Source organism: Psychromonas sp. (assembly GCF_047632955.1).
GTDB lineage: Bacteria > Pseudomonadota > Gammaproteobacteria > Enterobacterales > Psychromonadaceae > Psychromonas.
Genome location: NZ_JBLIED010000020.1, coordinates 32,474 through 49,813 on the forward strand (window position 1 = coordinate 32,474; position 17,340 = coordinate 49,813).

Annotated in this window: 12 protein-coding genes; 4 read left to right on the top strand and 8 right to left on the bottom strand. The window is 44.2% G+C overall.

The window, feature by feature from the left end:
- Nucleotides 1-283 precede the first annotated feature (283 nt).
- Nucleotides 284-661: a DUF3316 domain-containing protein gene (locus ACJAZP_RS12620; RefSeq protein WP_415231096.1), complete on the top strand. Its 378-nt coding sequence runs from the start codon at nt 284-286 to the stop codon at nt 659-661.
- A 142-nt stretch (nt 662-803) separates the two neighbouring features.
- On the top strand, nt 804-1,499 hold the full coding sequence (locus tag ACJAZP_RS12625) for a heavy metal response regulator transcription factor (protein WP_415231097.1): 696 nt from the start codon (nt 804-806) through the stop codon (nt 1,497-1,499).
- Between the two features lie 96 nt (nt 1,500-1,595).
- Here the strand turns inward: ACJAZP_RS12625 and glnS are convergent, their stop codons facing one another.
- Together glnS and nagE are read right to left on the bottom strand one after the other, a co-directional pair.
- The gene (glnS, locus tag ACJAZP_RS12630) at nt 1,596-3,257 is read right to left on the bottom strand and encodes a glutamine--tRNA ligase (RefSeq protein WP_415231098.1); all 1,662 of its coding nucleotides are present in this window, start codon (nt 3,255-3,257) and stop codon (nt 1,596-1,598) included.
- A gap of 222 nt (nt 3,258-3,479) precedes the next feature.
- Nucleotides 3,480-4,937, bottom strand: a complete 1,458-nt coding sequence (gene nagE, locus ACJAZP_RS12635; RefSeq protein WP_415231099.1) for an N-acetylglucosamine-specific PTS transporter subunit IIBC — start codon at nt 4,935-4,937, stop codon at nt 3,480-3,482.
- Between the two features lie 450 nt (nt 4,938-5,387).
- On the opposite strand from nagE, the gene nagB reads away from it, so the two are divergent.
- Nucleotides 5,388-6,188, top strand: a complete 801-nt coding sequence (gene nagB / locus ACJAZP_RS12640; RefSeq protein WP_415231100.1) for a glucosamine-6-phosphate deaminase — start codon at nt 5,388-5,390, stop codon at nt 6,186-6,188.
- A 99-nt stretch (nt 6,189-6,287) separates the two neighbouring features.
- Nucleotides 6,288-7,421, top strand: coding sequence for an N-acetylglucosamine-6-phosphate deacetylase (gene nagA / locus ACJAZP_RS12645; protein ID WP_415231101.1), 1,134 nt, complete (start codon nt 6,288-6,290; stop codon nt 7,419-7,421).
- A 59-nt stretch (nt 7,422-7,480) separates the two neighbouring features.
- On the opposite strand, the gene ACJAZP_RS12650 is transcribed toward nagA, so the two are convergent.
- From ACJAZP_RS12650 to ACJAZP_RS12675, 6 genes are all read right to left on the bottom strand, one after another.
- A complete protein-coding gene (locus ACJAZP_RS12650) occupies nt 7,481-8,713 on the bottom strand; it encodes a type II secretion system F family protein (RefSeq protein WP_415231102.1) in 1,233 nt (410 codons plus the stop codon).
- A 569-nt stretch (nt 8,714-9,282) separates the two neighbouring features.
- Nucleotides 9,283-10,971, bottom strand: coding sequence for a type IV-A pilus assembly ATPase PilB (gene pilB, locus ACJAZP_RS12655; protein WP_415231103.1), 1,689 nt, complete (start codon nt 10,969-10,971; stop codon nt 9,283-9,285).
- Nucleotides 10,972-10,977: 6 nt separating this feature from the next.
- Complete coding sequence (locus ACJAZP_RS12660) at nt 10,978-11,493, bottom strand: pilin (RefSeq protein WP_415231104.1); 516 nt, start codon at nt 11,491-11,493, stop codon at nt 10,978-10,980.
- Between the two features lie 384 nt (nt 11,494-11,877).
- Nucleotides 11,878-13,320: a sodium:proton antiporter NhaD gene (nhaD, locus tag ACJAZP_RS12665; RefSeq protein ID WP_415231105.1), complete on the bottom strand. Its 1,443-nt coding sequence runs from the start codon at nt 13,318-13,320 to the stop codon at nt 11,878-11,880.
- Between the two features lie 707 nt (nt 13,321-14,027).
- Nucleotides 14,028-17,141, bottom strand: coding sequence for a multidrug efflux RND transporter permease subunit (locus ACJAZP_RS12670; protein ID WP_415231106.1), 3,114 nt, complete (start codon nt 17,139-17,141; stop codon nt 14,028-14,030).
- Complete coding sequence (locus tag ACJAZP_RS12675; protein WP_415231107.1) at nt 17,141-17,275, bottom strand: hypothetical protein; 135 nt, start codon at nt 17,273-17,275, stop codon at nt 17,141-17,143. Before ACJAZP_RS12675 ends, ACJAZP_RS12670 begins: the two co-directional genes overlap by 1 nt.
- Nucleotides 17,276-17,340 lie beyond the last annotated feature (65 nt).

The window sequence follows — 17,340 nt, forward strand, 5'->3', positions numbered from 1 at the left end:
AGAAAAAAGTTAATAGGCTTTATATAAGTGCTTAATAAAAACAAGGCACCTTGCTAAGTTATAAAGTTAAGTGACAAGCTTAAGTTACAAAGTTAAATGCAACCTTAAGCGACAAATATCAGGGCTGAAAATTAAAGTGTAACCTTATCGAATTAAACAGGGCAGTGTTATTTACCAAGATGACAAAGATGTCATCTTGGTGTTGCTTTCTAGTCATCTGCTAGGGGGTATTGTGGTCGGGTAGAAAACAAACAGACTAAACAACTTACTTAAGGAAAATAAAATGAAATCAATTAAAAATGTATTACTCGCATCGGCAATGGTAATTTTAAGTGCAAATGCTTTTGCTGGAACAGCGCTTTACGGAAATTACAGCGAGTACCATGATAGTTCAATCATTAAAACTCAGACGGTTGATACTAAAAGCGCCGCTTATTCACTTGCTCTTGAAAAATCAGATCAGCTTAAATCAGAATCAGGCACTGAGCTAAGTAACGAATTTACGCTATTATTAAACTCCTCTAAAGAAAAAAGTAGTGTAACCTTAGATGATAATGCATATATTACTGTTCAAGAGTCAATGACTGCTCAGGGTGATATTGTTTATACTGGTATGGTTAATGTAAATTACAGCTATTCTCAAGCTAATCAATCTAATTAAGTAAAAGACATTTAATACCTCTTTTGCTCTGCAAGCAGCTAAAACAACCCGGCCTTATTATAAGCCGGGTTGTTTTGTATTCGTTATACTTTTGCCTTATATAATAACAGCGAGTAGCCTTATAGGATAACAGCGAGGAAAAATGAGATTATTAATTGTCGAAGATGAAAAAAAAACCGGAGAATACCTTAAAAAAGGGCTGACAGAATCCAGTTTTAGAGTGGATTTAGCAATCAACGGGATTGACGGTCTGCATCAGGCGATGAGCGAAGAATATGACCTTATCATTTTAGATGTAATGTTACCCAAACTTAATGGTTGGCAGGTTTTGCAAACATTACGCAGCAGTAAAATCAATATTCCGGTATTGATGCTGACCGGACGAGATCAAATAGAAGACCGAGTCAAAGGATTGGAATTAGGTGCCGATGATTATCTGGTTAAACCTTTTGCTTTCGTAGAGCTGCTCGCACGGATCCGCAATATTCTCAGAAGAAACAGCCCTTCAAGTAATGATGAAACGACTATCCAGATAGAAAATTTACAATTAGATTTACTGCGCAGGCGGGTTTATCGGGATAGTGAAGCAATCAGTCTAACGGCAAAAGAATTTTCCCTTCTGGAATTGTTGATGCAGCGTAAGGGAGAGGTATTAAGCCGCTCTCTGATTGCCTCTCAGGTCTGGGATATGAATTTTGATAGTGATACCAATGTCATTGATGTTGCCATCAGACGGCTGCGTAATAAGGTCGATAAACCCTTTGAGCCAAAACTTATCCATACCATTCGCGGCATGGGTTACGTGCTCGATATTATTGATGAGAATGACACCTTATAGAAGGTAAAAAGCTGCTGATAACAAAAGTTATCAGCAGCATTTTCTTTACCTCAAGATACGTAATTGCCATATTGAGGCAGGATAACAAGAAAGGCGTTATCCGCCCCAAGAGTCACGCAGCGCAGCGGTACGGTTAAAAACCAGTCGCTCCGGTGCTGAATCTTTATTATCGGCGCAGAAATAACCCTCACGCTCAAATTGGTAAGCTTTTTCGACCGTTGCATCAACAAGACTCGACTCAACAAAACCGTGTTTTACCACTAAAGCGTTCGGATTAAGTGCCTGGTGGATATCTTCTTCGGCAGCAGGATTTTCAACCAGGAACAAAGGCTCATAAATGCGAAACTCTGCTGCACAGTTTTCAGCCGCACTGACCCAATGGATTACGCCTTTGACTTTACGTCCGTCGGCCGGATTGTTACCCAGTGTTTCAGGATCGTAGCTGCAGTGGATTTCAGTAATTTCACCCGCATCATTCTTAATCACCTGGTCAGCTTTAATCACATAAGCATTGCGTAAACGCACCTCTTTACCTAACACTAAACGTTTATATTTTTTATTCGCCTCTTCTCTAAAATCAGCACGGTCAATAAACAGTTCGCGCGAGAAAGATAATGTTCTTGTGCCCATGCTTTCATCTTTAGGGTGTACCGGGGCGATTAAAGTCTCGGTTTTATGTTCGTCATAGTTGCTGATAATCACTTTAACAGGATCAATCACAGCCATCGCGCGAGCCGCATTAGCTTCAAGATTTTCACGTACGCAAGCTTCTAGCGATGCCAGTTCAACGGTGTTTTCCTGTTTAGTCACGCCAATACGTTTACAAAATTCACGAAGAGCGGCAGCCGGGTAACCACGACGGCGCATACCGGAGATAGTCGGCATACGCGGATCATCCCAGGCACTGATAATATTTTCTTCAATTAACGCATGTAATTTACGTTTAGAGGTTAAAGTATATTGTAAATTAAGGCGGGAAAACTCAATTTGACGAGGTTTACAGACAACACTGATATTGGCTAACACCCAATCATACAAAGGGCGGTGATCTTCAAATTCAAGGGTACACAGGCTGTGGGTTATGCCTTCAAGCGCATCTGAAATACAATGAGTAAAATCGTACATCGGATAGATACACCACTTATCGGCGGTTTGATGATGATGGGCAAAACGAATCCGGTAAAGTACCGGATCGCGCATTTTCATATTCGGTGATGCCATATCAATTTTTGCGCGCAGCATCATCGAGCCTTCGGCAAACTCACCGGCGCGCATGCGCGCAAAAAGATCTAAACTTTCTGAAACAGGGCGATTTCTAAAGGGGCTGTCTTTGCCCGCTGTGGTTAATGAGCCACGATATTCTCGGGTTTGCTGTGCATCGAGTGCACAAACATAAGCTTTACCATTTTTAATTAATTCCACGGCAAAGTCATATAACGGCTCAAAATAGTCAGATGAATAATGAATATCACCCGCCCATTTAAACCCTAACCAACGCACATCTTTTTCAATGGCAGCAACGTAATCAGCATCTTCTTTTAATGGATTAGTATCATCAAAGCGCAGATTACAAAGCCCATTCGAGTAGTCTTCTGCCAGTCCGAAATTTAAACAGATAGATTTAGCATGACCTATGTGCAAATAACCATTCGGTTCCGGCGGAAAGCGTGTATGTATCACCTGATGTTTACCACTTTGTAGATCCGAATCGATGATGTTACGAATAAAATTGCTTGGCGCAGTATCAACCTGAGTCATTGCTTACCTCTAAATAAATATAAATCGAAAAATAGCAGTTATCATCGTATATTCTACGGCGAACCTCAAGGGAAATAAGCAGCAAAAGGACAACAATAAATTCAAAAAGAAAAAAAACACTGCACAGAGTGCTTTATCATAGCAACGGGAGACTGTTTATCATTGTCCGCAGATTATCGACTGCCCTGCCGGAACAAAAACAGTTTCCGGTGACAGCAGTTTTTATTTAAGCGCTTTGATACGCTCGGCAATACTTTCGGCCTGCGGACCAATAATAACTTGTAAGTTATTGTCACCTATTTTGACCACCCCCATTGCACCTAACGCTTTAAGATCAACTTCACGGATCAAGCCGCGATCTTTGAGCGTTAAACGTAAGCGCGTAATGCAGGCATCAATCAGCACAAGGTTATCACGTCCGCCCAGGGCAGTAACATACTGCGCGGCTAATTCACCGCCATCTTCAGAGGCGAGCGTGGTGGTGACTTTCGGCTCATCATCTTCACGGCCGGGTGTTTTAAGATTCAGACCTTTAATTAATCCCAGAAAAGTAAAGTAGTAGATAACAAAGAAGGCTGCTCCCTGTACCAGCAGCATATACCACTGTTTAGCCAGTGGATTTTGTGAAGAAAGCACCATATCCACAAAGCCGGCTGAGAAACCAAAACCCGCCATCCACTGCATTGAAGCCGCAATGTAAACTGAAATACCGGTTAAAAGTGCGTGGATAACATATAAAATGGGTGCTGCGAACATAAAGGAGAATTCCAGCGGCTCGGTCACCCCGGTAAAGAAAGAAGACAAAGCTGCCGCCAGCATAAGTGATGCTGTTTTCACTTTGTGTTCAGGTTTAGCTGCACTGTAGATAGCCAATGCAGCACCGGGAAGACCAAACATCATAATAGGGAAGAAACCTGCCTGGTACATGCCGGTTTTACCCAGAATCGCCGTACCCGCATCAAGGGATGACTGACCGCCTAAAAAATTGGGGATATCATTAATGCCTGCAACATCAAACCAGAATACCGAGTTCAGTGCATGGTGAAGACCGACAGGAATTAATAAACGATTAAAGAATCCGTAGATACCGGCACCCATTTCACCCATTCCGGAAATAGTTTCACCAAAATGCTGCAGGCCGGAAAAGATAAGCGGCCATATAAACATCAGCACAAATGACACCAAAATCATAACAATCGACACGACTATCGGCACTAATCGGCGCCCGGAGAAGAACGCTAATGCCGAATGCAGCTCAACATTGGAGAATTTATTATAAATTTCAGCGGAAATAATACCCACCAAAATACCCACAAATTGATTATTAATTCTATTAAAGGCAAAAGGCACATCTGCCGCTGAAAGACCTTGAATCTGAGCTACCGCAGCAGGAGAAAGCAGTGTTGTCACCACCAAAAAACCCACTAAACCTGACAATGCCGCAGCACCATCTTTATCTTTTGACAGACCGTAAGCCACACCAACGGCAAATAACATCGACATGTTATCGATCACCGCCGCCCCGGCTTTAATCAGCAATGCAGCTACCGCAGAATCTCCTCCCCAGCCGTTGGGATCGATCCAGTAACCCACACCCATTAATATTGCCGCAGCAGGAAGCACCGCCACAGGCACCATTAATGCGCGCCCTACTTTTTGCAAATAACCAAGAACATTCATATTCACTCTCCCTTGTTTTATGAGCTAATTGTTTTATGAGCTAATTGTTTTATGATCTGATTGTTTTATCATCTGATCATTTTAGTCAGGTTTTTTATCTTTATCGCTTAACAGCAAAGAAATAAGTACGGCTATCCTTAACCCTAACTGCATCGTCATTATTGTTCACAATACACTGTTCTTGCTCAGCAAAAGCGGTTCAAAGTCGCTCCATGCAGTTTTTGTCAACTGAAAATAACGAGCCTATGCGTCTAAGGCCTGTAGTCTGAGTTTTCCCGTGCACCGCGCCTTTAATTCTGCAAAATTGACGGCTCGGTTGTCCTTTTCTAACCGTACTTTAAACGCGGCTTCTGATAAGTACTTTTCTTTGGTATTTTAGGTGGCAACCAATGGCAACTTAATTTACGCTACCTATTAATAGAACACTTTATTTAATCTGCGGAGTAAAAAATGCGTTTAATTCCCCTTGAAACACCATCTGCTGTCGCCCTATGGTCTGCCCGCTACATTATTAATGCCATTAACAACTATTCGCCCAGCAAAGAACGCCCTTTTGTACTGGGTTTACCAACTGGCGGAACGCCACTGGCAACTTACAAACGTCTTATCGAACTTTATAATAACGGCGAAGTCAGTTTTGAACATGTGGTTACTTTTAATATGGATGAATATGTTGGCATCAAACCGCAACATCCGCAAAGCTATTATCGTTTTATGCATCACAACTTTTTCAGCCAGATTAATATTCGCACAGAAAATATCAATCTGCTTAACGGACTGGCGAATGATCTGCAAGCTGAATGCCAACGCTTTGAAGAAAAGATAAAGTCTTACGGAAAAATAAATTTATTTCTCGGTGGTGTAGGCGTAGATGGACATATCGCCTTTAATGAGCCGGCGTCATCGTTAGCTTCACGCACTCGGGTTAAAACATTAGCCGCGGATACACGCAGAGCTAACTCACGTTTTTTCAACAACGATCTCAACCAGGTCCCTAAATTGGCATTAACCATCGGTGTTGGCACCTTATTAGAAGCCGCAGAAATATTAATCCTGGTCACCGGCCATCACAAAGCACATGCTCTGGAAGCCGCGATTCAAGGTAATGTTAATCATCTTTGGACAGTGACCGCATTACAACTTCATCCAAAAACGATTATTGCCTGTGATGCGGCATCGACAATGGAACTGAAAGTTAAAACCTTAAAATACTTCACTGAATTAGAAAGCGACAATATCGGTGATTTATAAGCAAAATTGCTCAGCGCCGCGATTTAATCCGAGTAACATGGATGGCAGCAAGGTTTGCCACTCGAATTCAAACAGTTATATTTAACGGAGAAGTTGACAGTGTACGCATTAACCAATTGTAAAATTTACACCACGGACCAAATATTAAGCGGACACGCGGTTATCATCAAAAATGATAAAATTGACAGTGTCATAGCCGTTACACAGCTCAGTTCAAGGATCAAAACAATTGACCTTCTCGGTGCTAATCTGACCCCCGGGTTTATCGACCTGCAGCTCAACGGTTGCGGTGGCATCATGTTTAATAATGAGATAACAGAAAAAACCCTGGCGCTAATGCAGTCCACCAATCTTAAATCAGGCTGCACCAGTTACCTGCCGACGCTTATCACCTCGTCGAATAAAGATATGAAAACGGCACTGCAAGTGACTCGAGATTATATGCATAAAAAAAGCAATGAAGTATTAGGCCTGCATCTAGAAGGGCCCTATTTAAGCATGGAAAAAAAAGGAATTCACCGCGGCGAATATATCCGCAAACCGGATTCCATCATGCTGGATCTTATTTGCCAAAATGCGGATATCGTCAGCACACTAACGCTGGCACCGGAGCAAAACTCCCTTGAAGTGATTCAACGGCTTAAGAAAGCCGGAATTGTGGTTGCGATAGGCCATAGCAACGCCACCTACGCGCAGGCAACAGCCGCTATTGATCACGGCATTACCTTTGCCACTCACCTGTTTAACGCCATGAGCCCAATGACAGGCCGCGAAGCCGGCGTTGTTGGCGCGGTCTATGATAAAAATATTTATGCCGGGATTATTGTCGATGGTTTTCATGTGGCTTATGAAAATGTGCGCATTTCAAAAAAAATAATGGCTGAAAAACTTATTTTAGTCACCGATGCCACTGCCCCCGCCGGCGCTGATATAAATAGCTTTGATTTTGTCGGCACCAGAGTTTATTACAAAGAGGGTAAATGTTTGGCTGCCGATGGCACACTGGGCGGCTCGGCCCTGACCATGATTCAGGCCATTGAGAACAGCGTTAAGTTTGTTGGAATTGAACTTGCAGAAGCTATTCGCATGGCAACTTTATACCCTGCGAGAGCAATCTCTATTGCGAATAAAATCGGTACTATAAAAGCCGGGAAAATTGCCAATTTAGCGGTTTTTGACAACGCCTATAAAGTCACCGCGACCGTGGTCAACGGTGTTTATAAAGCATCTTGAAAAGTTTCAAGAATCAGCTGATTTACAGCTGACGGCTGACGACTGACGACTGAAAGCTACTATCCAACCACACTGCCGAGGGCGAAAATCGGCAGATACATAGCAACGATTAAACCGCCGACCACTATCCCTAAAACCACCATGATCATCGGCTCTAACAGGCTGGTTAAGGCATCCACTGCATCATCAACCTGCTGCTCATAGATATCAGCAACTTTACTTAACATGCCATCCAAATTGCCCGACTCTTCACCGATCATCACCATTTGGGTCATCATATCGGGGAAAACGGTGGTGGTTTTCATGGCCACGTGCATCTGCATTCCCGCTATCACCTCAGTGCGCACATTTAAAATAGCACTGCGATAAACATAATTTCCGGAAGCACCGGCGGCGGAAACCAGCGCATCCACCAGAGGAATACCCGCGGCAAAGGTAGTGGCAAGGGTTCTTGCAAAACGCGCTACTGCAGCTTTATCTAAAATAGTACTGATCACCGGAATTTTAAGAACAAATTTATCGGTATTGTCACGCACTTTCTGAGAAGTGCGATGCGCCCTTTTAAACAGATAGATAAACAGCATGACTGCGGCGATTATCATATACCAGGAATGCTGCACAAAATCGGAAATGCCCAGTACAAACAGCGTAAAAGCGGGTAACTCTGCGCCAAAACCTTCAAAGATATCTTTAAACTGCGGAATAACAAAGAGCAGTAAAAGCAGGGTCACCAGGCCGGCAACGGTCAGCACAGCGGCCGGATAAAACATCGCTTTTTTAATTTTTGATTTTAAAACTTCGGTTTTTTCTTTGTAGATAGAGATACGGTCGTAAATAGTATCTAAGGCACCGGACTGCTCTCCGGCATCAACAAGATCGCAGTATAACTCATCAAAATAAAGGGGATGACCGCGCAGGGTTTGTGAAAGCGGCGTGCCCGTTGCCACTTCCTGGGAAATGCTGCTCATTAATTTTCGCGATGCCGGTTTTTCACTGCTTTTAGCAATCAATTGCAAGCCTTGCACTAGGGGCACTCCGGCGCCCAGCATAGTGGCTATCTGACGGGAAATAACAGCAATATCCATGGGTTTTACTTTATCTGCAAAGGAGAAAAGCGGTTTGGCTTTTTTTTGCATTCTGGTGACATTAACGCCCTGCTTGCGCAGTTCGGCTTTCACTTCCGCAAGGCTTTCACCTTGAATCTCGCCGGATAATTTACCGCCTTTACGGTTAATGCCTTTCCATTTAAAAGTATCAATGACCGGGCCTTTAATTTTCTTTTTTACAGCCATAATGAATCTTCCTTAATGAGTCCAACGGTAAATTTTTTATTATTTTTTGACAAGCAGTGACAATCGCATTTTTTGAGCACAAATAATAGCATGTTATTCACATAAACAATGCCGGGAAATACGCGTAACTTAATCATTAATAGCAGCATTGTTCATTTAATCTTGTCGAAGTCTGCTCGATTGAGATTCCCGATTAAAAAACTTCGAGAATGACAGTTTGGTTTATTGCTTGCCGAAGTCTTGGCAGTTGAGATTCCCGATTAAAAACTCCTGTTCAAGCGATCAAGGCAATGACAGTTTGGTTTATTGCTTGCCGAAGTCTTGGCAGTTAAGATCCTCGCTTAAAAGCTTCCGTTCAAGCGATCAAGGCAATGACGATTTAGTTTATTGATTAGCGAAGTCTTGGCAGTTAAGATCCTCGCTTAAAAGATTTCGGGAATGACAGCTTGGTTAATTGCTTGCCGAAGTATTAGCAGTTGAGATCCTCGATTAAAATATTCCGGGAATGACAGCTTGTTTTTGTTACGAAGGTTAATAATAGTAGCGGGAAAGTAACCAACCATCTACATTTAGGTTACTCGGGTCACTTCCGTTAAACTGGTAATGCCCTTCAATACCAGCTGCAGTGCAGACTGACGCAGGGTTTCCATGCCCTCGAGCTGAGCAAGTTTATCAATCTCCATGGCATTACCGTTGTTTAAAATAAGATGCCCAATCGCTTCGCTCATCTCCATCACTTCGTAGATACCCACCCGTCCTTTGTAACCGTCGGTACATTGTGTGCAGCCGACGGGTTTATAAATATTGATCCCGGCCGCTATCTGAGTTTCTGTAAAACCGATGGTTTTTAGTTCTGCTATTTCAAACACGGTTTGTTGTTTACATTCGGGGCATAAACGCCGCGCCAAACGCTGGGCGATGATAAGGGTCACCGACGAGGCGATATTAAACGCCGGCACGCCCATATTGAGCAGGCGGGTTAAGGTTTCAGCGGCGGAGTTGGTGTGCAGAGTCGACAATACCAGATGCCCGGTTTGTGCCGCTTTGATGGCAATTTCCGCGGTTTCCAAATCGCGAATTTCACCGACCATCACAATATCGGGATCCTGACGTAAAAAAGAACGCAAAGCCGAGGCAAAGGTCAGTCCCGCTTTGATATTAATCTGCACCTGATTAATACCGGATAAATTAATCTCCACCGGATCCTCCGCCGTGGAGATATTACGCTGCACCGTATTGAGGATATTTAATCCGCTGTACAGGGAAACGGTTTTACCGCTGCCGGTCGGGCCGGTGATTAAAATCATGCCCTGGGGTTTTTCCAGCGCATTAAGATACTTGTCTTTTTGCTCGTCACTGTAGCCTAACCGGTCAATATTAAGGTTAGCCGCCGAAGAGTCAAGAATACGCATCACCACCTTTTCGCCCCACATGGTAGGCAGCGTACTGACGCGCAGATCAACACTGCGTTTATTGGATATTTTAAGTTTAATGCGCCCGTCCTGGGGCAAACGACGCTCGGCAATATCCAGTTTTGACATGACCTTGAGGCGCGCCGAAAAACGGTTGGCCAGATTCACCGGCGGCGTGGCCACCTCGTGTAAAATGCCGTCCACTCGAAAACGGATTCGGTAGGTTTTTTCATAGGGTTCAAAGTGCAGATCCGAGGCGCCTTTGCGCACCGCATCCAATAAAACGCTGTTAATATATTTAACGATAGGCGCGTCATCGTCGCCATTACCCTGCGCTTCATCGAGGCGCGAAGCCCCGTCATCGATTTCAATATCATCAATGTCGGACATATCTCCGAGGCTGCCGACATCATCTTCTAATACGGATTCAATGGCTTTGCTGAGGTATTGCTCTTCCACCAGCAGGGCATCGGTGTGCATTGAAAAGCTAAAGGCAAAATCTTCAAGGGCTGCAATATTGGTGGGGTCGGACATGGCGATATACAGGGTTTTATGCTGTACATACACCGGCAGGGCATGATGTTTTTCTATTAGTTTTCGATTAAGAAATTTTTCCGGAATATCATCCAGATTAAGGGTACTTGAATCTAATAGAGGAAGACCATATTCGGTTTCGCAGAACTGCGCCAGCATTAGGCTGTCGATATAGTTATTTTCGACCAGGTAGCTGACCAGGGATTTTTTATCCTGCAGTGCCGCGTTGGTTATCTGCTGCAGTTTATCAAAGGGTAATAAACCACGCGCGGCCAGGCTCGATGCCAGGCCGCTTATATTATGGGTTGCCATTAACTGTTAACAAAGACCAATTTTTGAACAATTTTCTGCAGTACCAGCTGCATTTGAAGTATCATGAACCCAAATCATTTGTCCATTTGTCAAAGAACCAACAAGAACATACGAAGGATATTTCGCAGCATCTTCAGTACCCACACCTTTTAGGCCATTAGCTGTAATTGTTACCTTACCAGTACCACTAGCACCATCAGTACCAGTAAGTTTAACAGTACTAACCTGCCCTGCTGCTAATACTGTTGTTCCAGCTACAGCAACACCACGATCTTTAGGAATGCCATTTGAGCCAGCAGTATAACAATTTGCTGTTGTGCCAGAAATTTGAGTACAAACATCTACAGCAGATTTATATGCTGATGTCGCTAAAACCACTTCGGTAAACTTGGCTTTATTTGTATAAGTTTGATAAGCAGGCAAAGCAACCGCTGCCAGAATACCGATAATCGCGATAACAATTAACAGCTCGATTAATGTAAAACCCTGTTGTGCCTTTTTCATATATTGACTTTTTTTCATGGTATCTTCCTTAATAGTAAAGCTTAATTGATTTAAACTTTTGTCCTTTTAATCATCAACATAAAACGTGCAAACGGTCAACAATTAAAAATCAAAAAAATAACATCCTCAAGCAAACAGTTGTAATAATGACAGGATTGTCGTTTGGTGGTAGTGATAATAATGCTAATTAATCATTGTTACAACCAATTCATCATTTTGTTATTAAGATTAAGAACCTATCAGCACAATCCTTAAAACCCTCAACCTTAATCGCCTGATTATCTTAACCGATGTACTTGTCAAGTGGCAAAGGACAACAGATAAACAGTTAAAAACTTTGCGCTGCTTCATAAAAAACTAACAACTAACAACTAATGACTAATGACTAACAGCTGATTTTACCTAAAACATCGCCTTGTTGACCCATAAATGCACCAAAATACTGGCCACATAACCCAGGGCAATCACCGGCGTCCATTTAAGGTGCGAGCCAAAGGTATAAATACCGCGCGCCTGCCCCATCAATGCCACACCGGCCGCACTGCCGATAGAGAGCAGACTACCACCAACACCGGCCGTCAGGGTCACTAATAACCACTGCCCGGTACTCATGTCGGGCTGCATGCTTAATACTGCAAACATTACGGGTATGTTATCAACAATGGCCGAGAGCACACCCACCGTAACGTTGGCCGAGGTTGCGTCCCAGTTGGTGTACATCGCTTCCGAGGCCAAGCCTAAATAACCGATAAAACCTAAACCGCCCACACAAAGCACCACGCCGTAGAAAAACAGCAGAGTATCCCACTCGGCTCGAGCGACTTTATTAAAGATATCAAAGGGAACGCCGTCACCTAAAGCGCGCAGACGTTCGTGCTCAATAGCATCTTCGGTGTTTCGCATCGCTTTATCGTAATAGCGTTTATGGGTTCTGCGCAGAAAGAAGGCGAAAAACTGCATCACACCTAAACCGCTCATCATGCCCAGTACCGGCGGCATACCTAGCAATGAATGTCCTAATACCGCAAAAGCGATGGTCATTAAAAACAGGCCGACAATACGCAAACCGCCGCGTTTAATGACGATCACTTCACCATCGCCCTGGGCAACTTCATTGGAGATGAAAAAGCTCATAATAATGGCGGGCACTAAAAAGTTAACTGCCGAGGGTAAGAACAGAGAAAAGAAGTCACCAAACTGAACCATGCCTTTCTGCCAGACCATCAGAGTGGTGATATCACCAAAGGGGCTAAAGGCACCACCGGCATTCGCGGCAACCACGATATTGATACAGGAAAGCGCGATAAATTTGCTATTTGATCCACCCACTTTCATAACAATGGCGCACATCAGCAGCGCGGTGGTGAGGTTATCGGCAATAGGGGAGATAAAGAAAGCTAAAATACCGGTTAACCAGAAAATCAGACGCAGGGTGAATCCCTTATTAACCATCCACGAGCGCAGTGCATCAAATAACTGCCGCTCGTCCATGGCATTGATAAAGGTCATGGCAACCAGCAGAAAGAAAAACAGTTCGGAATATTCTAGGAGGTTATGACGAAAAGCCGCCTCGGCCAGATGGGGCATGCCGTGCTGCATATAATAGTAACCGATCATTGCCCAGATAATGCCCGCAGCAACTAACACCGGTTTGGATTTACGCATGTGCAGCAAATCTTCCATCATCACCACAAAATAAGCGAGTGCAAAACAGAAAAGTGCGGCATAGCCGATAAAATGGGAGGTTAAATCGGCAGTTTCACCGGTGCTGGCCAATATTGAGGGAGAAAAGAAAACCGCCAGCAGTGTTAACAGTACAGCCAACGGGTTGGATTTTTGTAGCATTTTATTCATCCTTAAAAAATGAGTTATTGCGGTTGAACCTTGTTTATATCAAAAAAATTAATGAAGTGATCAAGTATTGCACGGAAAAAATTAACTCTCACAAGCTGTGAATTATATTCGATCGTTGTTTTCACTGCTCAGCAGTCGATGGAATAATTTTGAACAGCTTTAGCTGACCATGAAGTGTGAAGGACAGGACGTTTTGAATAAAACTTACAACACAGTTAGAGTTGATTTTAACAAACCAGACTGATCACCGGTTTAGTTATTTTGGTATTATAACCTGAAAATTTTCAGGCGTTTGCGGGCAAATTCTCGAAGATATTAGCATATAAAAATTTGCAACAGTAGCCAACAAGGTGTAATTATTGATCAAGAACAATAAAGTTAAAAAAAACCTATAACCTAGGGTCTGCTGACCTTTGGAGTACAAATTTCGTTCAATCTAAAAGTGTTCTGAGCAAGGCATGAGGATTGAAGCATAGTTATTCTATGTAAACGACTCATAACGCAGCGCAGGACGCTTTTAGATGAACCCGAAGGGCTGCATTTGTGGATACTTTCTAATACGTTATCGCCTACTTATGTAGAATAACGACACGGCGCAGGCTCTGCCTTGTATAAAGCACCCACAAATTGCTGCAAAAATGCACACGAAAGGTCAACAGACCCGAATGAATAAGCTCACCGATAAGCGCTGACGGCTGTTACCTACGAGAACCTTTTATTTGACTGTTGTCTCTTATGGCCTCTTCTAATATTGATGCCACATACCCCGGAGAATGGGTTGTAACACAAATTAAACGATACATCGCAGGGATAACAATTAAGGTCACTAAGGTGGCAAATGCCATGCCGAAGAAAACCACGGTGCCGACGGCAATGCGGCTTTCTGATCCGGCACCCGTTGATAGAATCAAGGGTACGGAGCCCGCCAGCGTAGTAAAAGCAGTCATTAAAATAGGCCGCAGGCGCCGCGCCGAGGCATCAATAATGGCCTGTTCAAATTCAATACCACGGTCACGCAGCTGATTGGCGAATTCAACAATTAATATGCCGTTTTTGGTGACCATGCCGATCAGCATGATCATGCCTATCTGACTGTAAACATTGAGCCCCTGATTCATGAAATATAAGCCTAAGAAGCCGCCTAATACGCCCATCGGCACGGTAAACATCACCACCAGCGGATTGATAAAACTTTCAAACTGCGCGGCAAGCACCAGATAAGCCACTAACAGCGCCAGAGCAAAAACCAGCAGAATACTACTTTGATTGTCTTTATAATCCTTGGATTCACCGCTGTAGGAGATAGAAATATCACTGGGTAATAAAGTTATCGCCTGCGCATCTAAAAAATCTAAGGCCTCTCCTAGCGTGTGTCCCGGCGCAAGATTGCCGCTCAGGGTAATGGATTTTTGCTTGTTATTATGGGAAAGACGGCTGGCTGAAGCAATTTCCTCAACGGTGCTGATGGTATCCAGACTGATTAAATCGCCCCTGGCGCTGCGCATGTAGATTTGACTGAGATCGCCGGCATTATTGAAATTGTTTTCATCACCGCGCAGGTAAACATCATACTCTTCACCGCGATCGATGTAAGTGGTCGCACTGCGCCCACCAAGCATCACCTCTAAGGTCTGAGCAACATCGAAGAGACTGATTCCAAGTTCAGCCGCGATCTGTTTGTCGAGACTGACCAGCAGCTCCGGGGTTTTTTGTGAATAATCAAGATCGGCAGCCGCTATAATAGCGCTTGCATCGGCTTTCTGTTGTAATAGCTCCGCCCATTTTTGCAGCTCCTGATAATCGGAACCGCCGAGCACAAACTGCACGGCACTGCTTGAGCGGCCTCTGAAACCAGGCAGCATAACCCGCACCCAGACATCCGCAATGTCTTTTAAAGCGCCCCGGACTATTGCCAGCGCCTGTTGTGCGCTTTGCTCACGATCCTGCCAATCTTCCAGTACCAGAATAACAAAACCGGTTTGATCACCGGCATTACCGCCAAATGCCGGCGCTTGAGTACTAAAAGATTTAATCACCCCTTTGCCTAACAGCGGCATAAGTCGTGCTTCGACAATATCCATGTTGGCGTTCATGCGGTTATAACTGGTGCCCTCTGCGCCTTTTATAAAGGCATAAAGTACTCCGCGATCCTCACTGGGAGCCAGTTGTGAAGGAACCTGCTGAAAGAGTAAAAAACTCCCACCAACACAGGCCAGAATAACCACCGGGGCGGCAAACCTAAAACGCATGGCGGTCAATACTATTTTACGGTAGCGCGCTTCCAGTCTTTGAAACAACGATTCGGTCAGGCGGTTAAAACGATTGTGTTTTATTTTTGCGGTTAATATTTTACTGGCGAGGACCGGGGTCAGGGTTAACGCCACGATCGAGGAGAAAATCACGGCCATGGCAAGTAAAACCGAAAACTCGGTAAATAATAACCCCACCATGCCATCCATAAATGAGATGGGTAAAAACACCATGACTAATACCAAGGTGGTTGCGACCACCGCAAATCCGACCTCGCGGGTGCCTTTAAATGCCGCTAATAAAGGAGTTTCACCTTTTTCAATATGATGAAAGATATTCTCCACCACCACTATTGCATCGTCAACCACCAAACCAATGGCCAGGATCAGTGCCATCAAAGTAATTAAGTTAATTGAAAAACCAAAATAATAAGCCGCGATAAAGGAAGAAATTAAGGACACAGGCACGGTAATCGCGGGGATCAGGGTTGCCCGCACTTGACCGATAAAGATATAGAGCACCAGAATAACCAGCCCGGCGGTAATAAACAGGGTGTTATACACTTCGGAGATGGAGCGGTCGACAAACACAGTAGCATCATAATCAACGGCTAAACTGGCCCCCGTAGGTAAAAACGCCTGAATATTATCAACCTCGCGATAGACCGCCTGAGCAACCGCTAAGGGATTAGCATCGGACTGCGCGATGATCCCTAAACTGAGATTAACAATACCGTTGTTTTTAAATGAGGAGCTTTCATTCTCGGCGCCGATATAAACCTTCGCAACATCTTTTAAATAAACAGGTGAGCCATCCTTTGCGGTGCGCACCACCAGGTAGTCAAAATCCTGCGGCTGATCGTACAAACGCGCCGTACGCACCGACATGACAGTGCTATCGTTACGCACTTCCCCCGCCGGGCTTTCGACATTTTCGCGCTGAAGCGCGTCAATGATATCGGCGCTGGTCACTCCCCGTCCGGCCATCTGAGACGGATCCAATTTGACGTACATCACCTGATACAAGCCGCCGGAAGTTATTATCGAACTTACGCCACTGATCAGGCTAAAGCGATCTTCTAATACCCGCTTGGCATAATCTGTTAACTGCGTCCTGTCCATTTGCGTGGAGCTGAGATTGACGTACAAAGCCGCTTCATCACTGCCGTTATTTTTAGAGACAATCGCATCATCGGCTTGATCGGGCAGGAAACGTTTGGCTTTTTCAACGGCATCACGGACATCACTGACGCCTTCGGTCAGGTTCCAGCCTAATGTAAAGGTGATCGAAATACGCGACATACCGTTACGGGTGACCGAGGTGATATCGTCAATCCCGCTGATCCCGGTGATCTGATTTTCGATTACCGAGGTCACCTGGCTTTCCATAATGGTTGCGGCGGCGCCCTCATAACGGGTCATCACAGTCACCACCGGGCTTTCGACGTCGGGCATCTCTCGAACCGCAAGTTTACTAAAAGAGACGGCGCCAAAAACGCAGAGTAATAAACTTAATACAATCGCCACCACCGGGCGTTTAACAGCAGTATCACAAAGCCACATTATTTATTGTCCTTAAGATCATAGCTGATCGCTATTTCTTCAAAGGAGATAACTCCAAAAATACAACATAATAAACTTAATATAATCGCAGCCACAGCACCTGGACGTTTAACAGCCGTATCGGAAATCCACATTATTTATTATCCTTAAGATCAGAGCTGATCGCTATTTTATCGAAGAAGATAACTCCAAAAACACA

What these genes read in the sequence shown, in the direction of transcription:
- ACJAZP_RS12620 (WP_415231096.1), top strand. Translation starts at nt 284, where the DNA reads ATGAAATCAATTAAAAATGTATTACTCGCATCGGCAATGGTAATTTTA.
- ACJAZP_RS12625 (WP_415231097.1), top strand. Translation starts at nt 804, where the DNA reads ATGAGATTATTAATTGTCGAAGATGAAAAAAAAACCGGAGAATACCTT.
- glnS (WP_415231098.1), bottom strand. Translation starts at nt 3,257, where the DNA reads ATGACTCAGGTTGATACTGCGCCAAGCAATTTTATTCGTAACATCATC.
- nagE (WP_415231099.1), bottom strand. Translation starts at nt 4,937, where the DNA reads ATGAATGTTCTTGGTTATTTGCAAAAAGTAGGGCGCGCATTAATGGTG.
- nagB (WP_415231100.1), top strand. Translation starts at nt 5,388, where the DNA reads ATGCGTTTAATTCCCCTTGAAACACCATCTGCTGTCGCCCTATGGTCT.
- ACJAZP_RS12650 (WP_415231102.1), bottom strand. Translation starts at nt 8,713, where the DNA reads ATGGCTGTAAAAAAGAAAATTAAAGGCCCGGTCATTGATACTTTTAAA.
- pilB (WP_415231103.1), bottom strand. Translation starts at nt 10,971, where the DNA reads ATGGCAACCCATAATATAAGCGGCCTGGCATCGAGCCTGGCCGCGCGT.
- ACJAZP_RS12660 (WP_415231104.1), bottom strand. Translation starts at nt 11,493, where the DNA reads ATGAAAAAAAGTCAATATATGAAAAAGGCACAACAGGGTTTTACATTA.
- nhaD (WP_415231105.1), bottom strand. Translation starts at nt 13,320, where the DNA reads ATGCTACAAAAATCCAACCCGTTGGCTGTACTGTTAACACTGCTGGCG.
- ACJAZP_RS12670 (WP_415231106.1), bottom strand. Translation starts at nt 17,141, where the DNA reads ATGTGGCTTTGTGATACTGCTGTTAAACGCCCGGTGGTGGCGATTGTA.
- ACJAZP_RS12675 (WP_415231107.1), bottom strand. Translation starts at nt 17,275, where the DNA reads ATGTGGATTTCCGATACGGCTGTTAAACGTCCAGGTGCTGTGGCTGCG.